Below are 17,699 nucleotides of genomic sequence, written 5' to 3'. Positions count from 1 at the left end.
CTGTACGGCATCCACGCCTTCAAACCGACTTTCGTCTGACCTGCTGGGGTGAGGCGTGATGCACCTTTTTGAACATTTTGGAAAAATGCGAAAAATTGTAGTATCCGAGAGACTTGGCCACATCAGAAATCGGCATGCTGGACTCCCTGATCATCTCTTTGGCGGCCTCCATCCGCTCACGAAGGATGTAATCCGTAATGGACTCTCCCGTTTCCCGCTTGAACAGACGGGATAGGTATGCCGGGTTCAGATGCACACAACAGGCGAGCTGCTCCCTTGTGATCGGTTCATGCAGATGCTCGGCAATGTAGCCTTGGACGCGTTGAATGACCGAAGGATGGCTTTCTTTCTCGGACATTACGGGGATAAGACGCTGGGCGGCGAGGCAGGTCTTCAGATCCCGCTCTACATCCTCAAGCTTTCCCAGCTCCAGCAGCTGTATCCAATTCCGGAGCTTGGCAGCAGGCACCTGGCCGCTCTCCGGTACGAACCCCGCCAGCCGGTACACCTCATTCGATTTGTTCAGATTGCCATACTCCATCTCAAGCAGCTTTTGATAGGTTTCGCCAATTTCAAATAATGTCGACGGCTCCCCGATGTAACAGGATAAGGTGCAGTGAAAATAACGCCGGCAGGACTCCAGGTAGGCCATGCAGCGGTCATACAATGTATCTTCGCGTATTTCTCCATCTTCCGGACCGTACAAAATAACAACGTTGACCCCCTGCTTGGTTTGGATCACCTCACCGCGGCCGGGATCGAGCAGCATCTCCTCCGCTGCTTTGCGGATGTTGTATTCCATCATTTCCTCATCACGGGTGCTGTACTCCCGCATCCACGATTCCACGCTGACCAGAACAGGCATGAAGGTCGTCCCCGATAAAGCAAGCAGCTCATGTTCCTGCAAAATTTTTAGCGCGTTATCCGGTGTGCAATGGATGCGCCGGGTAAGGACGTCGTTCCAGAATTTCTCGGTGATCAGTCCTTTTCTCTTCTGCCAGGTCTCATTGTACCGTGCCCTCAGCTCCGTCATCTCCCGTTCCTGCCTGACAGACTCCAGCGCCCTGGCGATCGACGACTTCAGCACGTCGTACTCGATCGGCTTCAGCAGATAGTCAAATCCGTCGAGCTGAATCGCCCGCTGCATAAAATCAAAATGGGCGTGAGCCGTCAAAAATATCGTTTCGGTTTCCGGCGAAATGTCATTAACGCGCTCCAGCAGCTCAATTCCGGTTCCTTTCGGCATTTCGATATCACAGATCATCACGTCGATCGCCGAACGCTCGAACACTTTCAGCGCGTCCCTGAGATTATAAGCCTCGTAAATTTCTGAAACCTGCAGCGCCTCCCAATCGACTCCGCTCTTGATTCCCATCACGGCATACATCTCATCATCCACGATCAGCACTTTATACATCAGGTTCCCTCCAGTTCTGTTCAAGATTAGGAAGCGAACTCCTCCACTCTCCGGTGGGGAATCGTCAGCGTGACGACAGCGCCGCCCTCAGGAGCATTCCCAAATGACAGTCCCGCGTCGCTGCCAAAAAAATGCTTCAAGCGGTACAGGACATTCGTCATGCCCAGATGCTCGCCGCTTCGACTCTCCATATATGCCCCTGTCCGCAGCAGCTGCAGCGTCTCTTCGTCAAACCCGGCGCCGTTGTCGGCAATGACGACCGTCAGCTCTTCCGTTGCTGCGTGATCGATACGGATATCGATATGAAACGGATGGTCCATAAAATCAAAGCCGTGTTTGATCGCATTTTCGACAAACGGTTGAATGAGCAGCGGCGGAACCGCCGCCTGGGCAAGCTCCTCCGGCAAATGGCAGGCGTATGTCACCTGGTCCGGAAAGCGGACCTGCTGAATCCGGATATAGCTCTCCAAATGTTCCATCTCCTCTGCTATCGTCACCGCCACCTGGTTCGTCCGGGTCGCAAAGCGGAAATATTGAACGAGATTCAGGCACATCAGCTGAATGACGCCGTAATTTTGTATTTGGGCCAAATTGTATACGATATTGATGGAGTTCAGCAGAAAATGGGGATTGATCTGAAGCTGCAGATGCTTCAGCTCCGCTTTGTGCGCCTTGATCTGCTCCTCATACACGCTGATTTTCAGCTCTTGAATTTCGGAAGCCATATTGTTAAAGGTTTCATTGATGATCATAAACTCCTTCGATTTGGAAGGCTTCAGCCGGTAAGCCAGATTGCCGTTCTTGATGCTCCGCATACCACGGATCAAGCTGTTCATCGGCTTCAAGATGATATCGTTCAAGTAGATCAAGTAAATGATCAGGACGATGACCGCCAAGACGGAAATCATCAGAATCCCCCGCCTGAAGTGGTACAGATTCTGCAGCATGCGGGCTTCCGGAATAAAGGCGCCCAGGCTGAGTTCCGTACTCTGGATCGGGTGCTGGACCACGATATACCGTCTTCCTTCCGCCTTTACGGCCTGATAGGTATCGGTTGGATCTTCGACCGGCGCGATGTCCAGCTTGGGCGAATCGGGGGACGCCGAACTGGTGATCAATTCGCCCGCTTCGTTCAGAAAGCCGGCGTAGCCGTCCTCCCCGAGATGAACCAGATCGAGCGGGACCATCAAATTTTTCAGCTGAACAAACGCCCCTAAATAGAAACCGTCACCCGCATCCACAAGCCGGATCAGGGCGTATTTGCCCTTGCTGTATGGAATCGCCTTCCACTGCATGAACTCAGGGCTGCCCGGACGGGCATTTTTCACCACTTGCTGAATAGCCATTTGAATCGACTGCAGTTCGTCATAAGACTGCGTCTTGATCGGCGTATTGAACAAATCATGGTTCTGCACCGAATAGATGAACTGAAGGTCCACGCTGTTATCGAACCGGTGATAGCGCGTAAGGCTGTTCAGGATCCGGGCCTTGGCCAGAACATATTCGTCTCCATCGTTCAGCAGCTGGGACAGCGCAGCAATGTTGGGATCCTCGACGGCAAAGTTGTACAAAAACTTGATCTCCTTGTTGAGCGCCGCCTCGATCTGGCTTGAATACAGGATGATCGAGTTTTTGTTCGAATCGGCCACCTGTTCCCGGACCGTGTTCATCGCGTAGTAATTGTTATAGAGCAAAAGCAGGAAGAGCGGAAGCGTAATGGCAATGAAGCCGATCACTAATTTGCTGCGCAGCGAACGTTTGATATTCATAGCTCTGTCGGTCCTTTTTGTCAAAATAAAGTGTTTCAGGAAGGGGAATAGGGAATCCCCATCCCCGGTTTAAAGCTATACCGGTTGGAGATTCCCTCGTAACTGCCGATGTTATGGATTCGCCTTCGCCCATTCGGCGAGCTGTTTGTCTACTTCCGCCTTGACCTTGTCAAAGCCGGCCGCCTTGCGTTTTTCCTTCCACTTGGCGATGATTTTCTCCGGATCCGCGGCACCGGAGCGGAGCGTGGCGTCAAACTCTTTTTCCACGTTGGCGATGGAGGCCAGCTCCGATTTGACCGGCTCCTGGTCAAAAGCAAATCCGAGGGCGATCGACCGTTCCGCCCGCTCGTTGAACTTCTCGAATTCCTTCCACTTGTTCGGATCCTCGTTCGCCCACAGATAAGAATTGAACTGGTTGCCGAACATCCAGCCTCCCGGATTCGGGTAGGTTTGCGTGTCCGCATTGACGCCTTCCGGATAATCGATGACCTGGTCGGATTTTTTCACGTAATGCTTGCCCTCAATGCCCCAGTCCAGCATGTTGAGCAGTTTCGGATCGTTGTACAGCAGATCGAGGAACATCATGGCCCGCGCCGGATCCTTGGATGTCCGGGAAATGCCGAGCATCGCCCCCTGCGCATCTCCCGTCGTCGTGAACGGCTCCGCCGTCTCGACCTGTACCAGGTCCACGCCCGTCGTGACGCTCATCTCCTTATCTTTGCCCGGTTTCAGGGATTGGGCCACGGCGAACGCCTTGCCGGCTTTAATCATATTCATTCCCTGGTCGGCGTCAGAGGTCAGAATGTCCTTGTCGAACCAGCCGTTCTGATACCACTGATGCATCCGTTTGAAGAAGTCGATGAACTTGGGATCCTCCAGCGTATCGATCGCTTTAGGTTCCTTGCTTCCCCGCGGAACGGCTAGATTCGCCACGATCCCGTCGTAATTGGCCGCACTCCAAATATTTGTGAACTTGCTGGAGACGACCGGGGTCACGCCAGGCTCGTTGTCTTTAATCGTTTTGAACATCGCTTCCATATCTTCCAGCGACTTGACGCCATTGATATCGAATTTGTATTTGTCCACCAGCTTCTTGTCGAGCAGGAAACCGAAGCCCTGTCCGAATTCCTTCTTCGTCGGCAGCGCGTACAATTTGCCGCCGATCTTCGAGCCCTTAATGAAGTCATCTCCGAGAATTCCCGGAATGTCCTTGCCGTACTGCGCCATCAGTTCATCCAGTTCCACGAACTGGCCTTTGGCCACATCCTTGGCATACGAGAACCAGCTTGCCGTAAACAGCAGGTCGAACGGCTCGTTGGAAATCTTCATCAGGTTGGTCTTGTCATCCCATGACGCCCATTCAATCGGCCTCAGCTCGATCGTCGCGTTGATTTTTTCCGTCAGGTATTTGCTCATCTCATCCTGGACCAGCTGCAGATCCTTGGGTGCGGACGCCGGATATACCAGCGTAATTTTATAAGGCTTCAGACCGGTGCCGCTGTCCGAACCGGTGCCGCCGGCGGCCGTGCCTGAAGCTTCGCCGGAGTCACCTGCACCTCCTTTGCCGCAGCCCGTCAGGGCAAGCATTCCGCACAGCATCATGATCAGCACCAAATGGTAGGCTTTTTTCATTGTCGACGCTTCTCCTCTCAACGATTAAATGATGTAGAGTCAGCCCTTGACGGCGCCGCTCGTTATCCCGCTGATGTAATATTTCTGGAAGAACGGGTAAGCGAACAGCAGCGGGGCAATCCCGACGATGGCCAGCGCCATCCGGACCGTTTCCCGGGGCATCTTGGCCAGCAGCTCGCCCACCTGGGCGGAGCTTCCCGATTTCATCAGCAGGTATTGGATATTGGTTAACGTTTTGGTCATCAAGTACTGAATGTTGTACAGCTCAGGCTTATCAATAAACAGCATGCAGTTATACCAGTCGTTCCAATAAGACAGCGTGTTGAACAGCCCGATGGTCGCCATGATCGGCAGCGACAGGGGCAGGACGATACTGAAAAATATCCGGATTTCGCTGGCTCCGTCAATGGTCGCCGACTCCACGACCGACTCCGGAATAGTCGATGAGAAGAAGCTTCGCATCAAGAGCACGTTGAAGGCGCTCAGCAGCAGATTGGGAATAATCATGGCAAAAATCGTATTTTTCAGGTCAAACATGTTGACGTACGTCATATACCAGGGCACCATCCCCCCGCCGAACAGCATCGTAAAGAAAATATAAAAGGATAACGTACGCCGCAGGGGCAAATCCGGACGGGACAACGGATAGGCGAACAACGCGGTCATGAGCAAACTGACCACCGTTCCGATCAGTGTCGTCAGGATGGTGACGCCGTAGGCCTTAGCGATTTCCGAGAAATCGTTAAACAAAAACTGGTACGCAGCAAAGCTGATTTCCTTGGGGAACAAGGAATACCCCTTTTGCAGGATCGAATCCTCACTCGAGATCGACACCATAAAAATCAGTATAAAGGGAATCAATGATGCCAGTGTAAAAGCCCAGAAAAACAGGTGGATCAAGGAAGGGCCGATGATTTTTTTCACGCTAGCTGTCCTCATGACGTTCCTCTACCTTTCTTGGAAAAATCAATGTACGCTTGCACACATCCCTTGCGACGAAAAACGCGGCTCCCTAAAACAAAGCGTCGCGCTTGTTGATCCGCCGGACGGCTGCGTTAGCTGCCAGAATCAGGACAAAGCAGACGACCGATTGATAAAAGCCCGCCGCCGAGGACATCCCGATGTCGCCAGACTGCGTCATCGCCCGGTACACGAACGTATCGATCGTATTCGTGGTCGGGATAAGCGCGCCCGTGTTCATCGGCACTTGGTAGAACAAGCCGAAGTCGCTTCTGAGGATTCCGCTGACCGCAAGCAGTGTCATCGTAGTAATGACGGGCGTGATCAGCGGGATCGTAATCCGCGTCATCTGCTTCCACTTGCTGGCGCCGTCGATGGTTGCCGCCTCGTAATACTCCTTGTCAATCCCGATAATTGCGGCGAAATAGATGACCGACAAGTACCCTACGTTCTTCCACGCGTTGACGATCACGAGGATATACGGCCAATAGCGGGGCTCGCCGTACCAGGAAACGGCTTCAGATCCGAACCATTTGGCGATAAGCCGGTTCACCAGACCGCTTTCAACATTCAGAAAGCTGTAGACCAGGTACGCCACAACGACCATGGAAATAATGTGCGGCAGCAGAAAGGTGCTTTGGTAGAACCGGGTGATGACCTTGTCCCTGATTTCGTTAATCAGCAGCGCTGCGAGGACGGCCAGCACCAGATTCAGGACGATAAACACGAAGTTGTATAGAAAGGTGTTTCTCGTAATGACATAGGCGTCCTGGGAGTTGAACAAAAATTTAAAGTTGTCCAGTCCCGCCCATTCGCTTCCCCAAATGCCGTCGACATAATTGTAATTTTTGAAAGCCAGGATGACGCCGTACATGGGGATATAGTTGTTGATGAATAAATAAATGACTCCCGGCAGTGTCATCAGCAGCAGCCATTTGTATTTCTTCAGTTGTCTCCGGAACGTGGAAACCCGCCGGATCTTTGCCGGGCTCACCGCATTCCGGTCAAGCTGCACCGCCTCTTGCATGATCTCACTCCTTTTTGTCGTTTCGTGACCTGTAACCCCTTACAATTCCGATTCTATATGGTGCAAGCAAAGTCCGGCTACCACGATGATGACTTCCTGCTAACGCTCTGATGACTTGTTTGCTTATTTCCCAATCGGTGGTTGACACCCCGTACGGGAATCTTTATGCTAGGGGCGTGATCGATCCTATGAAAGCGAAATCATCTTTGGGGAGGTTGACCCATGAGCAATGCAAATGCCGTTTCGCGCGTGTTCATTCTGGGAATGGACGGCGCCGGCAACTTTATTCAGCACACGGCCACACCGGTCATTGACGCTTTTCTGGCAAAAGGGGCCGTCACCTATGACGCCCAGGCGCAGTCGCCGACAATCAGCGCGGAATGCTGGGGCTCTGTGCTCCACGGCGTCGTGCCGGAGAAGCACGGACTAACGAACGAGGTCGCTGCGAGCGAGCCTTATCCTGCCGAATCGCGTTACCCTTCCGTATTCCGGCTTGCAAGGAAGGCATGGCCCGAGGCCAAGCTCGCCTCCTTCACCAGCTGGAGCCCGATCAATGACGGGATCGTTGAGGATGGCATCGGAATACATAAGGAATCTCTGCCGGATGCCGATCTGGTTCAGGCCATCCAGAACTATCTGGAACAAAACCCGGACGTCAAACTGCTGTTCATGCAGCTGGATGAACCCGATGCAGCCGGACATAAGCATGGCTATGGACCGGACTCGCAGGAATATTTGAATGCGATTACACAAAATGACGTCCTGTTCGGTCAGGTCCTAGGTACCCTTGAGCAGCTGGGACTTCTTGAAGATAGCCTGGTGATTTTATTGACCGACCATGGCGGCGGCGGCGACGACAAATTCAGCCACGGCAGCGATCATCCAATGGACAAAAATGTGTTTTGGGGCTGCGTAGGACCGGGAATCGAGCCGGGAACAACCATCGGGGAAATCTCGATTGTGGACACCGCGGCTGTCGCCGCAGCCGCTCTAGGCCTGGATATTCCGGATGCCTGGGATGCCGTTGTCCCTGCCGGCTTGCTCCAGACCCGGTCCATGCCGGAAAACGCATAGCGGGAGGATAGGCAGATGAGGAAAACATTGCGGTTTCGCGAGGACGGCACGTTCACCATTGTCCAATTTACGGATACGGAGTTTTGCGAGCCTGATGATGAAGACCTTCAAATGAAGGATATGATGCGAAGGATTATTGAGGCGGAACAGCCCGATCTGGTCGTCTACACCGGTGACGTGATCGCCAGCAATAAAAGCCCGAATCCGGCCGCAGCGTTTCGGGATGCGGTGTCGGTTCCGGAGCAGATGGGCATCCCCTGGGCAGCCGTCTTTGGAAACCACGACTCCGAGGCTCCCGATATGACGCGGGAACAGCTTCATGCCCTGCAGCTGTCCCACCGATACTGCTATGCGATTCCAGATCCGCCCCACGTCAAGGGCACCGGCAACTATTGTCTGGAAATCCGGGATTCACACCGGGACAACACGGAGGCCGCCCTTTACTTTTTGGATTCGGGCAGCTATTCGCCGCTGGAGCATCTGCGCGTCGGATTTTACGACTGGATCCGCCGCAGCCAGATTGAATGGTATACACAGCAGTCCTACCGTCTTACGGCAGGCAACGGCGGAGTCCCGCTTCCATCGCTAGCCTTCTTCCATATCCCGCTGCCCGAATATAACGATATTTGGGATTTCTCGGTCTGTTATGGGAACAAGCTTGACTGTCACTGCTGCGCGCCCTGGATCAACACCGGTTTTTTTGCGAGCATGGTTGAGATGGGCGACATTCTCGGTACCTTTGTCGGCCATGATCACGGCAACGACTTTTGGGGAACGCTGCACGGTATCCGCCTGTGTTACGGACGGACCACCCGCAACGCTTATCTGGATCAGCCATTCATGCCCGGCGCCCGGGTCATCCGGCTCACGCAAGGGGAGCGAAGTTTTGACACCTGGCTGCATCTGCAGGACGGTTCCGTCCTTCGCGACCAGCCAGTTCATGCACCGACAGGCAGACCCGTCCAGGCGGGAATGCCGGCAGCAGCCGAATAACAGCCTAAAAAAGCCGTTCAAGCGATGCGGATTGCATCCGCTCTTGAACGGCTTTGTTTGGGTTCAACCTGTGATTTCGGCTTTCCTCTCGTAGTAGCTTGACGGAATGATTTTAAAAACCTGAACATACAAAAGCGAGCTGAGGATCGTAGCCAGGAGGATGAAGCCGAACACGACCACCGGCGGAAACCACGACGACAGCATAATCGTGACCGGCGCGATAAACCGGCCGACTGAAAACTGCAGATTCGCCGCCCCCATGTATTGCCCTCTCGCGTGTTCAGGCGCATATTTGCTGATAAAGCTGTCGGTGACGGGGCTCCGCGACAGCTCGCCGATCGTAAACACAAACGTAAACACCAGCAGCAGCCACACCTGCGTCGTCAAACCGATCAGGAACATTCCCCCGCCAAACAGCAAGGCCGACATGATCAGGATGTTCCGTTCGGACCAGCCTTCGAACAGCTTGGTTACGGGAAGAACGCACAGCACGAACAGCAGACCGTTCAGACCCAGCATCAACCCGAATACCTGCGCGCTGCTCAGGTTGAACGTCCAGCCGCTGAAGGACAGCAGCGCCTGTCCCGGCACGTATTCTTTGACATACATCGCAAGATACATATCCAGCTGCATAAAAGCAATCGTCACCAGGATGCCCGCGGCAATATAGAGCGCAAATACCTTGTCCTTAAAAATGACGCCGTAACTCACCACCTGCTCCTTCAAGATAGCGGTCAGCTTGCTGCGGGTACGATTCATCCTTGCCGATGCCGGAAGCGTCTCCCTGCTGAACAATAAAATGGTCAAAAAGTACAGAAGCGTTACCGACGTGCAGGTCCACAACAGCTCGTGCCGGTACTGGAAGAAGAATACCGAACCCAGCGCCGGGCCAAAGACCGCCCCGATATTTCTGCCCGTCACGAAGGTTGCGAATACCATCCGCCGGTCCTTTTCCGGAGTCACGTCGGCTACCATGGCCGAGCTTCCCGGGGAATAGATCGCCCCTCCCAGCCCGAGTCCGATATATGCGGCATAGTCGAGCCAATGGGACGGGGATAGCGCAAAGACGGCAAACATGCAGGACTGCATGCAGGCCCCGAGCAGCATGGCAGGCCTCCGGCCGAAGCGGTCCGCCAAATACCCGCCGAACAAGCTCCCGAGCAGGCTGACCAAGGGGGGAACAGCCATCAGCATACTGGCCGCGGTCTTGCCGAATGCGTCGCTGAAAAACAGGGTGATGTAAGGAAAGTACATCCAAAACAGCAAATTGAAGAGTGTGTCGCCGATCAGCCGGATTTGCAGGTTCAAATCCCATTTAAGCCAGTTCACAACAGAGGTTCCTCCTGTTTTATGATGGGGTCGTTTCTCTTCCTGGAGAATCATTGGCGGTGAAATAGCCGGTCATGTGGAAAAAATGGAAGGAGTTTTAATATATCACAGGAATATGGAGCCGGGCAACGTTTTTTTTGCAAGCGATAACAATCCCGTTCCGATATGTGCTTGTGACACGGCGAGAACACAAAAAAAACTCCTGAAGGCATCTTTCCTTCAGGAGTGTATATCATCGCTATCGGCAGCCAGGAATGCTGACGGCAGGCCGCAGCTATTCAATCCGCGCACAGGCGATCCGGTTGCCGGAGTTCCCCGACGGGTCGGTCACGTAATCGTCCGCTTTCTCATGGATGATGATCGCGGTTCCGCCCGGCTTCAGGAGCGAATTGGCGGCTCCCTTGTTAAGCGTTACGGACTGGGTTTCCAAATCGGCGGTTACCGTCCCGTCCTGCTTCACCTGAATGTTCAGCAGGTCTCCGGCATGATAGCCCTTCGGATTATGGAAGCCGTGCTGCTTGCCGGTCGGGTTGAAATGGGCTCCAGCTGTTTTAAAGTCAGGCGGATCACACTTGCCGTTTTCGTGGAAATGAATGCCGTGCTCACCTGGCGGCAGATTCGCGGCTTCGATATGGATCTGAACTGCGGCTCCTTTTTGAGTCAGAAGCGCCGTCCCTACTTCTCCGCCTTTGGAATCTACGATTTTCACCTTCAGCTGCGGCTCTTCCGAATTGGCATAAGCAGCCGGTGTTACGGCGGCGGATCCGAGCAGAAATCCGGCGCTGAGGCAGACGGACATCACCATTTTTTTCATACTTGCAATCGTCCTCCTGTATTCTGGTTTTAGGTCTCCCAAAATCAGGTTTGCCTATTTCCCGAAAAAGATAACACCTGTGCCGGACGGAAATCCGAAAAAATAAAAGCAGCCCGAAGATCCCAGAGCGGGAAATTCGGACTGCTGTAACCATGCGGGTTAAAGTAATGGACTGGTTAGCGCAGTTACACGAGATCAGGAATATGAATCTCGACTTCCTTCTTCGTCTGCGCGGAGCGGATAATGCCGTCAATAATGGCCTGATTCCGCAAAATTTCCTCGCCCGGAATCGGAGCCGGCGTGCCTTCACGCAGCGCGCGGACAAAATCCTTGATTTTCTCCTCAAACACATTGATTTCATGCTTGATGAGCGGAATATTGCTCTCGGTATGATGTCCCTGGATGTCATGGAACAGCGAGATGGAGCCGACATGCCCATCCCATACCCCGCTCCAAGGGCCGCTGCCTGCCGGAAGCACCTTCATGCCCGCATCCGTGCCGAGGAACATCGTCGCACCAAGCGTATCCATATGCATCGCCCAGGACGTCTTGAAGTTCAGGACCAGGTCTCCTTCGAACCGGACCATGGCCACGCCGAAATCCTCAACGTCAAATTGTCCGGCTTCCGCGTGGTATTTCGGATTGGTGCCAAAATAGTTCGAGGTATAGGCAGAGACGGTCAGCGGCTTCGGATAGCCAAGCGTGTTGAGCGCCAGGTCCAGCGAATAGCAGCCGATATCGGCCATCGCGCCTGCTCCGGCGATATCTTGGCGGATAAACGTTCCGCCCGGCATGCCGCGGCGGCGTCCGCCCCCGGTTTCCACGTAGTACACTTTACCCAGTTGTCCGTTCTGGACCATGTTTTTAATGATGGCCATGTTCGGGTCGTAGCGCGGCTGGAAACCGACGTTCAGCATTTTTCCGGTTTTCTTGGATACCTGCACCATTTCGACCGCTTCGTCCAGCGTGACCGACATCGGCTTCTCCAGCATGACGTTTTTGCCGGCCGACAGGGCGTCCACCGTTGTGCGGTAATGCGCCACGTTCGGCGTACAGATGCTTACGCCGTCCAGATCCAGCTCGAGCAGCTTGCGGTGGTCGTCAAAGCCGGTCGCATCCGGCAGGTCCCAGCGCTCAATGAATTGCTGCGCCTTGTCTGGCAGAATATCCGCCACCCCGACGATTTGAACATCCTCGATTCCTTTGTAAGCCCGGGCATGCGCTCCGGCGATGCCCCCGCTTCCGATAATGCCAATCCGAATTGTTTTTCCCACGAGATCGTAATCCTCCTATACTTTCGCGTTCTTTCTCCGGTATTCCGACGGCGTGTAGCCGTACCTCTTCCGAAAAACGGTATGCAGATAGCTTCCGCTGGAAAATCCGCCCTGAACGGCGATTTTCTCGATGGACCAGCGCGTCTCCACCAGCTGGCGGCACACTTCCTGCAGGCGGAAATCCTCCAAAATTTCGCTGAAGGACCGCCCGCCCCCCTGATCCTTAATGATCCGCTGCAGCTGCCTCGAGCTGATATGCAGCTTGTCGGCCACATCCTCCAGCACCACTTCGCCGGAAGAGTTGGCATGAATGTACTCCAGAGCCAGCTGGTACCGGTAGGCCTTCATGTCCCGGGACGGAAGCTCCGCCTCCCGTGGTTCCGGCTCGTAAGCGCGCACGGCACGGAGCAGAATTTGAATGATGCAGTTTTTGATCGTTGTATACAGTCCTAAATATTTTTGCTGTGAGGCGTTGAAGGCCTCCAGGAAAAACGGCATCGCCCGGTACGTATCCATCACGGGCTTCAGCGGCAGCGTCCGCAGCTTCTCGATGCAGTCATGCGCCTCGGCTGCCTCCCACGGATCGGCGTATGGACGCGGCGACTGGCCGGAATCCGGGACCTGCGACAGGTCCCGGATATCCACATGCAGACACAGCTCATCCATCGATTCCTCGGGATCCGCTTCCTGGTAATGGAGCACCTCCGGCCCCGTCAGGTAGAACATGCCCTCCTGAAGAGCATAGGGTTCATCCACCAGGATCACCGTTCCCTTGCCGCGCGGTATAAAGTGAAACTCAAACTCGGCATGCTTGTGAAAGGACACGATTTTCCCCGGAGGAAAAGAAGTCAAATGAAAACGTATCACCCGAATCTCATAATTTCCCCAATAGATGCGTAAATCCAGACGCTCCAAAGCATCCTGGCGTCCCTGCATAGTTTCGTATGGAAAATTATTCATCATTGCAGCAACATCCTTATGTCTGATAAGTTCTGTGATGGTTAGCCTTGCAGTTCGTTCAGTTTAACGGCGCGGCGCTCGGCGTTCGACAGATTGGCCGCTTCCATGAGCTTCGTCAATTCGATCGCCATCGCGATGTTTTCGTCGGCAGTTGTGCCTTGTTCGATATGGCTGATCCACTGCTCAAACGCGCTTTCGCGGTTGGCCGGAACCGGAATCTCGACCCAGGCATCCTTGTATTCCTCATTGCGGGTCGTACGAAGCAGCAGCTTGCTGTCCGGCGTTCCGAACAGGATCGTTCCTTCGGTGCCGTGCACCTCCACGGTAAACGGCGAAAAGTTGTTCACGAATCCGGCTTCTACGACGCCTACTGCGCCTGATTTCGTAGACAAAGTCGCAACCGCGTTGTCTTCCACTTCTTTTCCGGTTATGTATCCAAATTGCGCGCTCACGTCCACAGGCTCTTCTCTCAAGAAAAGTCGCGTCAAATACATTGGATGGCAGCCAAGATCGATCAGGGCGCCGCCGAGCGTCTCTTCCTTCTTATAAAAATGCGCAGGCAGCCAATTGGCCGTCGCCCCGTTGTGGGACAGCCGCACACGTACATATGTTACTTTGCCCAGGAGCTCCTGGTCCAGAAGTTCCCGGATCGCCAGCGTATAGCCGTCGTTCAATCGGGGAAGGGATACGGTCAGCTTCACGTTATTTTTCTCCACAGCCGCAATAATGTCGTTGACCTCGCTAAGTGTTGCGGCAATAACCTTTTCCGTAAAGATATGCTTGCCGGCTTCTGCGGCTTTGATCATGACTTCGCGGTGCATGTTCGTTGGCGCATCCACAATGACCCCATCGATATCGTCACGGCTGAGCATTTCATCTAATGATGCGTAAAAAGTCACGCCCTGCTTATCGGCGGCTTCTTGACCACGCTCCGGATTTTCATCCCACACAGCCACGATTTCCGCACCCGGATGAGCCTCAGCCTGTTTCGTATAGTCCCATGCATGCACATGCCAATAGCTTATTTTACCGATTCTGATCATATCCAGCGCTCCTCAGTATTTAATATTAAGACATCATGCCCTTAATCTAACACATGAAAAACCGTTAATACAGTATAATATTACGACAATTTTATATAAAATCGCGCCGCAAGAAAAACCTGGTCTTAAGACGGGTTTCCGCCCCAACCGGAGACGGTTTTGTTCCGGCAAAAATTTGCGTATCATGGGAATACAAGTTCTTCCGGACTGTTAAGAATTCGGGCAGACGGCTTAATACTTTCTTAAGCTTTCTGTTCATCCGTTCTTAATCTTTGCTAATTAAAATGGAAAGCACAACTACAATCACGATAAGGAGATTTTTATGGATGTGCTGGGATATATCGAGCGGCTGTTCGGACAGTACGGTTATTGGGTCCTGCTTCTCGGACTTCCGCTAGATGCCATCGCTTTGCCGATCCCCCCAGGCAATACGACGCTTACCTACACCGGGTATTTGTCCTATAAAGGCGTACTGGACCTGCTGCCGGCTTTAGGTGCCGCCTACCTCGGCTCCATCGTCGGGCTGACGGTTACTTACGTGCTAGGGTACAAGCTGGGTCAGCCGCTGATTGAGCGCTACGGGAAATGGCTGTTTCTCAAACCGGAGCATGTGGAAAAGACCGCCAGAGTATATCACAAATACGGCAACAAGCTGCTACTGTTCAGTTATTTCATTCCGGGAGTCAGGCAGTTTATCGGCTACTTTACAGGGATCATCCGCGTCCCTTACCGCACCTTCGCCTTGTACGCCTACACGGGATCCGCGCTCTGGGTAACCGTCTTTGTCGGGATCGGCTACATTTTCGGCAATCAATGGCAGCTGGTCTTGACCTGGACAGAGCATTTTTTGAAATACGTCGTGGCCGCCGTGTTCGCCATTCTGGCCGTATACATTTACCTGAAATGGCGCAAGCGTACCAAGGTTCATTCGAGGCAATGAGGCAATAGGGTTAAGCTTCGGACGCTGACGACCATTCGATGCAAAAAACATATTTTTGAGGAGGACCGTTGCATGATCATCACCCGTTATATGGAGCAGGCGCACGGCTGGGACCGGCGCATATTCCACTGGATTAACCGCACTCAGAATCCGACCATGCTCCATGCTGCACTGCGCATGCTGACCCACCTGGGCGGCGCGCTGTTTACGATTACCCTGACGCTGTCCGTGGCGCTGTTTGCTCCCGAGCCGTGGCGGACAACGAGTCTGCAGAGCTTTGCCGCGCTGGCCATCAGTTTTTTGATTACGACCCTGATTAAACGCAAGGTCCAGCGGATTCGCCCCTACCTCGCTCTCGAAGGCGTTAGGGTTGGCAAAAACCCGCTGAAGGATCCCTCGTTCCCGTCCGGGCATTCGACGGCCATCTTCTCCATCATTACGCCGTTTCTGTTTATGGGCTCTTGGGTCGCCGTCCTGCTGCTTGTTATGGCACTCATCGTCTGTATTTCCCGGATTTATCTCGGACTGCACTACCCTTCGGACTGTCTGGTCGGAAGCTTCGTCGGCGGCGTGACGGCGGTGCTCACAGTCGCCGTGATCAATCTATGAGCTTATATACAGCATAAAAAGTGCAGTCCGCTGGGGACTGCACTTTTTTGAGCTGCCGTTATGACCGCCAGCGGCGTACCGAGCCACTGCCGATTCGGCTGCTTATGCCATCAGGCGTGGAAAAATTGTCCCGAGCGGACTTCCTTCACATAACCGGCGCGGATAGTAAAGTCACCGAAGTGCTCGCCGTCCCGGCGTTCCTTGGCATAATGGAAAATAATCTGCTTCAGGGAATCCAAAATTTCGGCCTCGCCGATATTTTCCTTGTAAAGCTTGTTGAGCCGTTCTCCGGCAAATCCGCCGCCGAGGTACATGTTGTATTTGCCCGGCGCCTTGCCGATAAAGGCAATTTCCGCCAGGGCCGGTCTTGCGCAGCCGTTCGGGCAGCCTGTCATCCGGATGACGATTTCTTCTTCACGGAGCCCCGCTTCCTCCAGGATCGGCTCGATTTTGCCGAGCAGCGTTGGCAGGTAGCGTTCGGATTCAGCCATCGCCAGACCGCAGGTCGGCAGGGCCACGCATGCCATCGAATTACGGCGCAGCGCCGAATAATGGATGCCGTCGGTCAGACCGTACTGCTGCACCAATTCGGTGATCTTCTTCTTTTTCTGGCTGCTCACGCTGCCGATGATCAGATTCTGGTTTGGCGTGAGCCGGAAATCCCCGGTATGAACCTTGGCGATTTCGCGCAAGCCGGTCATCAGCTCATACCCTTCTTCATCCTTAATCCGTCCGTTCTGGATAAAGAGGGTCAAATGCCACTTACCGTTGCTGCCTTTGACCCAGCCGTACCGGTCGCCGTTGCTTTCGAAATGGAACGGTCTTGCCGGCTCCAGCTCCCACCCGAGACGCGCGGTCAGCTCCTGGATAAACCAGTCGATGCCGCGGTCGTCAATCGTATACTTGAAGCGCGCGTGTTTCCGCACGGAACGGTCGCCGTAGTCGCGTTGGATCGTCACGGTTTTCTCTGCCAGATCGATCACCTGCTCCGGCGTGCAGAATCCGATGACCTGCCCTACCTGCGGGTACGTGGCCGGATCGCCGTGGGTCATCCCCATGCCGCCGCCGACCGAAACGTTGAATCCGGCCAGACGTCCGTCCTCTACAATGGCGATCAACCCGAGGTCCTGCGAAAATACGTCGACATCGTTGGAAGGCGGGATCGCCATGCCGATCTTGAACTTACGCGGCAGGTATACCGGACCGTAGATCGGCTCCTGTTCCACGTCATGATCGTGGCTGTCCACCACCTTTTCTTCGTCAAGCCAGATCTCATAATAGGCCCGGCTCCGCGGATCCAAATGGGCACTCAGCTTGCGGGCCCAGTCGTACACCTCCGAATGAATCTCCGACTCGTACGGATTCGGATTGCACATGACGTTCCGGTTCACGTCGCCGCAGGCGGCCAGTGTGCTGAGCAGCGATTCGTTCACCTCGCGGATCGTGTTCTTGAGGTTCCACTTCAGCACCCCGTGCAGCTGAAACGACTGGCGTGTCGTCAAGCGGATCGTCCCGTTCCCGTACTTCTGGGAAATCCGGTCCATCATCAGCCATTGCTGCGGGGTAACCACGCCGCCCGACGCGCGCACCCGGAGCATAAACTGGTAAGCCGGCTCAAGCTTCTGCTTCTGCCGTTCGTTGCGCAGGTCCCGGTCATCCTGCATGTAGCTGCCGTGATGCTTCATCAGCCGGTTATCGTCCTCGGGGATCGACCCGGTGATCGGATCCTTCAGCGTATCCACCAGGCTTCCACGCAAATAGTTGCTTCTGCGTTTGATATCCTCCACATCGCTGTGGGGCGCGCTGTTTGATGACATCAAATTGTTTTCAGACATGTTTGCTCTCTCCTTCTCGCTTG

Annotated in this window: 15 protein-coding genes; 4 read left to right on the top strand and 11 right to left on the bottom strand. The window is 54.1% G+C overall.

The features are described 5' to 3' along the window. Positions 1 to 19: 19 nt before the first annotated feature. The 5 genes from MKY74_RS17745 to MKY74_RS17725 all read right to left on the bottom strand — a co-directional run bounded on the left by MKY74_RS17745 (position 20) and on the right by MKY74_RS17725 (position 6,700). Positions 20 to 1,417 carry a helix-turn-helix domain-containing protein gene (locus MKY74_RS17745; protein ID WP_076167148.1) on the bottom strand — a complete coding sequence of 466 codons (1,398 nt, stop codon included), beginning with the start codon at positions 1,415 to 1,417 and terminating at the stop codon, positions 20 to 22. 26 nt (positions 1,418 to 1,443) lie between these two features. Then, positions 1,444 to 3,186, bottom strand: a complete 1,743-nt coding sequence (locus MKY74_RS17740) for a cache domain-containing sensor histidine kinase (protein WP_076167150.1) — start codon at positions 3,184 to 3,186, stop codon at positions 1,444 to 1,446. A gap of 111 nt (positions 3,187 to 3,297) precedes the next feature. After that, positions 3,298 to 4,818 (bottom strand): ABC transporter substrate-binding protein, encoded by a 1,521-nt coding sequence (locus MKY74_RS17735; RefSeq protein WP_076167153.1) that lies wholly within the window; start codon positions 4,816 to 4,818, stop codon positions 3,298 to 3,300. Between the two features lie 39 nt (positions 4,819 to 4,857). Then, on the bottom strand, positions 4,858 to 5,757 hold the full coding sequence (locus MKY74_RS17730) for a carbohydrate ABC transporter permease (protein ID WP_076167155.1): 900 nt from the start codon (positions 5,755 to 5,757) through the stop codon (positions 4,858 to 4,860). 73 nt (positions 5,758 to 5,830) lie between these two features. Then, the gene (locus MKY74_RS17725) at positions 5,831 to 6,700 is read right to left on the bottom strand and encodes an ABC transporter permease (protein ID WP_244169230.1); all 870 of its coding nucleotides are present in this window, start codon (positions 6,698 to 6,700) and stop codon (positions 5,831 to 5,833) included. 327 nt (positions 6,701 to 7,027) lie between these two features. Between MKY74_RS17725 and MKY74_RS17720 the strand changes: the two genes are divergently transcribed. Beyond that, positions 7,028 to 7,879, top strand: coding sequence for an alkaline phosphatase family protein (locus MKY74_RS17720; protein WP_076167160.1), 852 nt, complete (start codon positions 7,028 to 7,030; stop codon positions 7,877 to 7,879). A gap of 15 nt (positions 7,880 to 7,894) precedes the next feature. Beyond that, positions 7,895 to 8,872: a metallophosphoesterase family protein gene (locus MKY74_RS17715; RefSeq protein WP_076167163.1), complete on the top strand. Its 978-nt coding sequence runs from the start codon at positions 7,895 to 7,897 to the stop codon at positions 8,870 to 8,872. A gap of 63 nt (positions 8,873 to 8,935) precedes the next feature. Here the strand turns inward: MKY74_RS17715 and MKY74_RS17710 are convergent, their stop codons facing one another. The 5 genes from MKY74_RS17710 to MKY74_RS17690 form a co-directional block, all read right to left on the bottom strand. Next, positions 8,936 to 10,201 carry an MFS transporter gene (locus MKY74_RS17710; RefSeq protein WP_076167165.1) on the bottom strand — a complete coding sequence of 422 codons (1,266 nt, stop codon included), beginning with the start codon at positions 10,199 to 10,201 and terminating at the stop codon, positions 8,936 to 8,938. A gap of 274 nt (positions 10,202 to 10,475) precedes the next feature. After that, positions 10,476 to 11,015: a superoxide dismutase family protein gene (locus MKY74_RS17705; RefSeq protein ID WP_076167168.1), complete on the bottom strand. Its 540-nt coding sequence runs from the start codon at positions 11,013 to 11,015 to the stop codon at positions 10,476 to 10,478. Positions 11,016 to 11,200: 185 nt separating this feature from the next. After that, a complete protein-coding gene (locus tag MKY74_RS17700; protein WP_076167171.1) occupies positions 11,201 to 12,289 on the bottom strand; it encodes a Gfo/Idh/MocA family protein in 1,089 nt (362 codons plus the stop codon). Positions 12,290 to 12,304: 15 nt separating this feature from the next. Then, positions 12,305 to 13,252: a helix-turn-helix domain-containing protein gene (locus MKY74_RS17695; protein ID WP_076167173.1), complete on the bottom strand. Its 948-nt coding sequence runs from the start codon at positions 13,250 to 13,252 to the stop codon at positions 12,305 to 12,307. Between the two features lie 38 nt (positions 13,253 to 13,290). Continuing rightward, the gene (locus tag MKY74_RS17690) at positions 13,291 to 14,292 is read right to left on the bottom strand and encodes a Gfo/Idh/MocA family protein (RefSeq protein WP_076167175.1); all 1,002 of its coding nucleotides are present in this window, start codon (positions 14,290 to 14,292) and stop codon (positions 13,291 to 13,293) included. 322 nt (positions 14,293 to 14,614) lie between these two features. Between MKY74_RS17690 and MKY74_RS17685 the strand changes: the two genes are divergently transcribed. Both MKY74_RS17685 and MKY74_RS17680 read left to right on the top strand, forming a co-directional pair. Continuing rightward, positions 14,615 to 15,232, top strand: coding sequence for a DedA family protein (locus MKY74_RS17685; RefSeq protein WP_076167178.1), 618 nt, complete (start codon positions 14,615 to 14,617; stop codon positions 15,230 to 15,232). A 72-nt stretch (positions 15,233 to 15,304) separates the two neighbouring features. Continuing rightward, positions 15,305 to 15,841, top strand: a complete 537-nt coding sequence (locus tag MKY74_RS17680; RefSeq protein WP_244169176.1) for a phosphatase PAP2 family protein — start codon at positions 15,305 to 15,307, stop codon at positions 15,839 to 15,841. A 110-nt stretch (positions 15,842 to 15,951) separates the two neighbouring features. Here MKY74_RS17680 and cysI read toward each other — a convergent pair whose 3' ends face one another. Continuing rightward, on the bottom strand, positions 15,952 to 17,676 hold the full coding sequence (gene cysI, locus MKY74_RS17675) for an assimilatory sulfite reductase (NADPH) hemoprotein subunit (protein WP_076167181.1): 1,725 nt from the start codon (positions 17,674 to 17,676) through the stop codon (positions 15,952 to 15,954). Between the last annotated feature and the right edge of the window lie 23 nt (positions 17,677 to 17,699).

The organism is Paenibacillus sp. FSL R5-0378 (assembly GCF_038009285.1).
Classification (GTDB): domain Bacteria; phylum Bacillota; class Bacilli; order Paenibacillales; family Paenibacillaceae; genus Paenibacillus_AQ; species Paenibacillus_AQ favisporus.
Note: the sequence above shows the minus strand (reverse complement) of the source record. Positions and strands in the feature narration are given on the sequence as shown.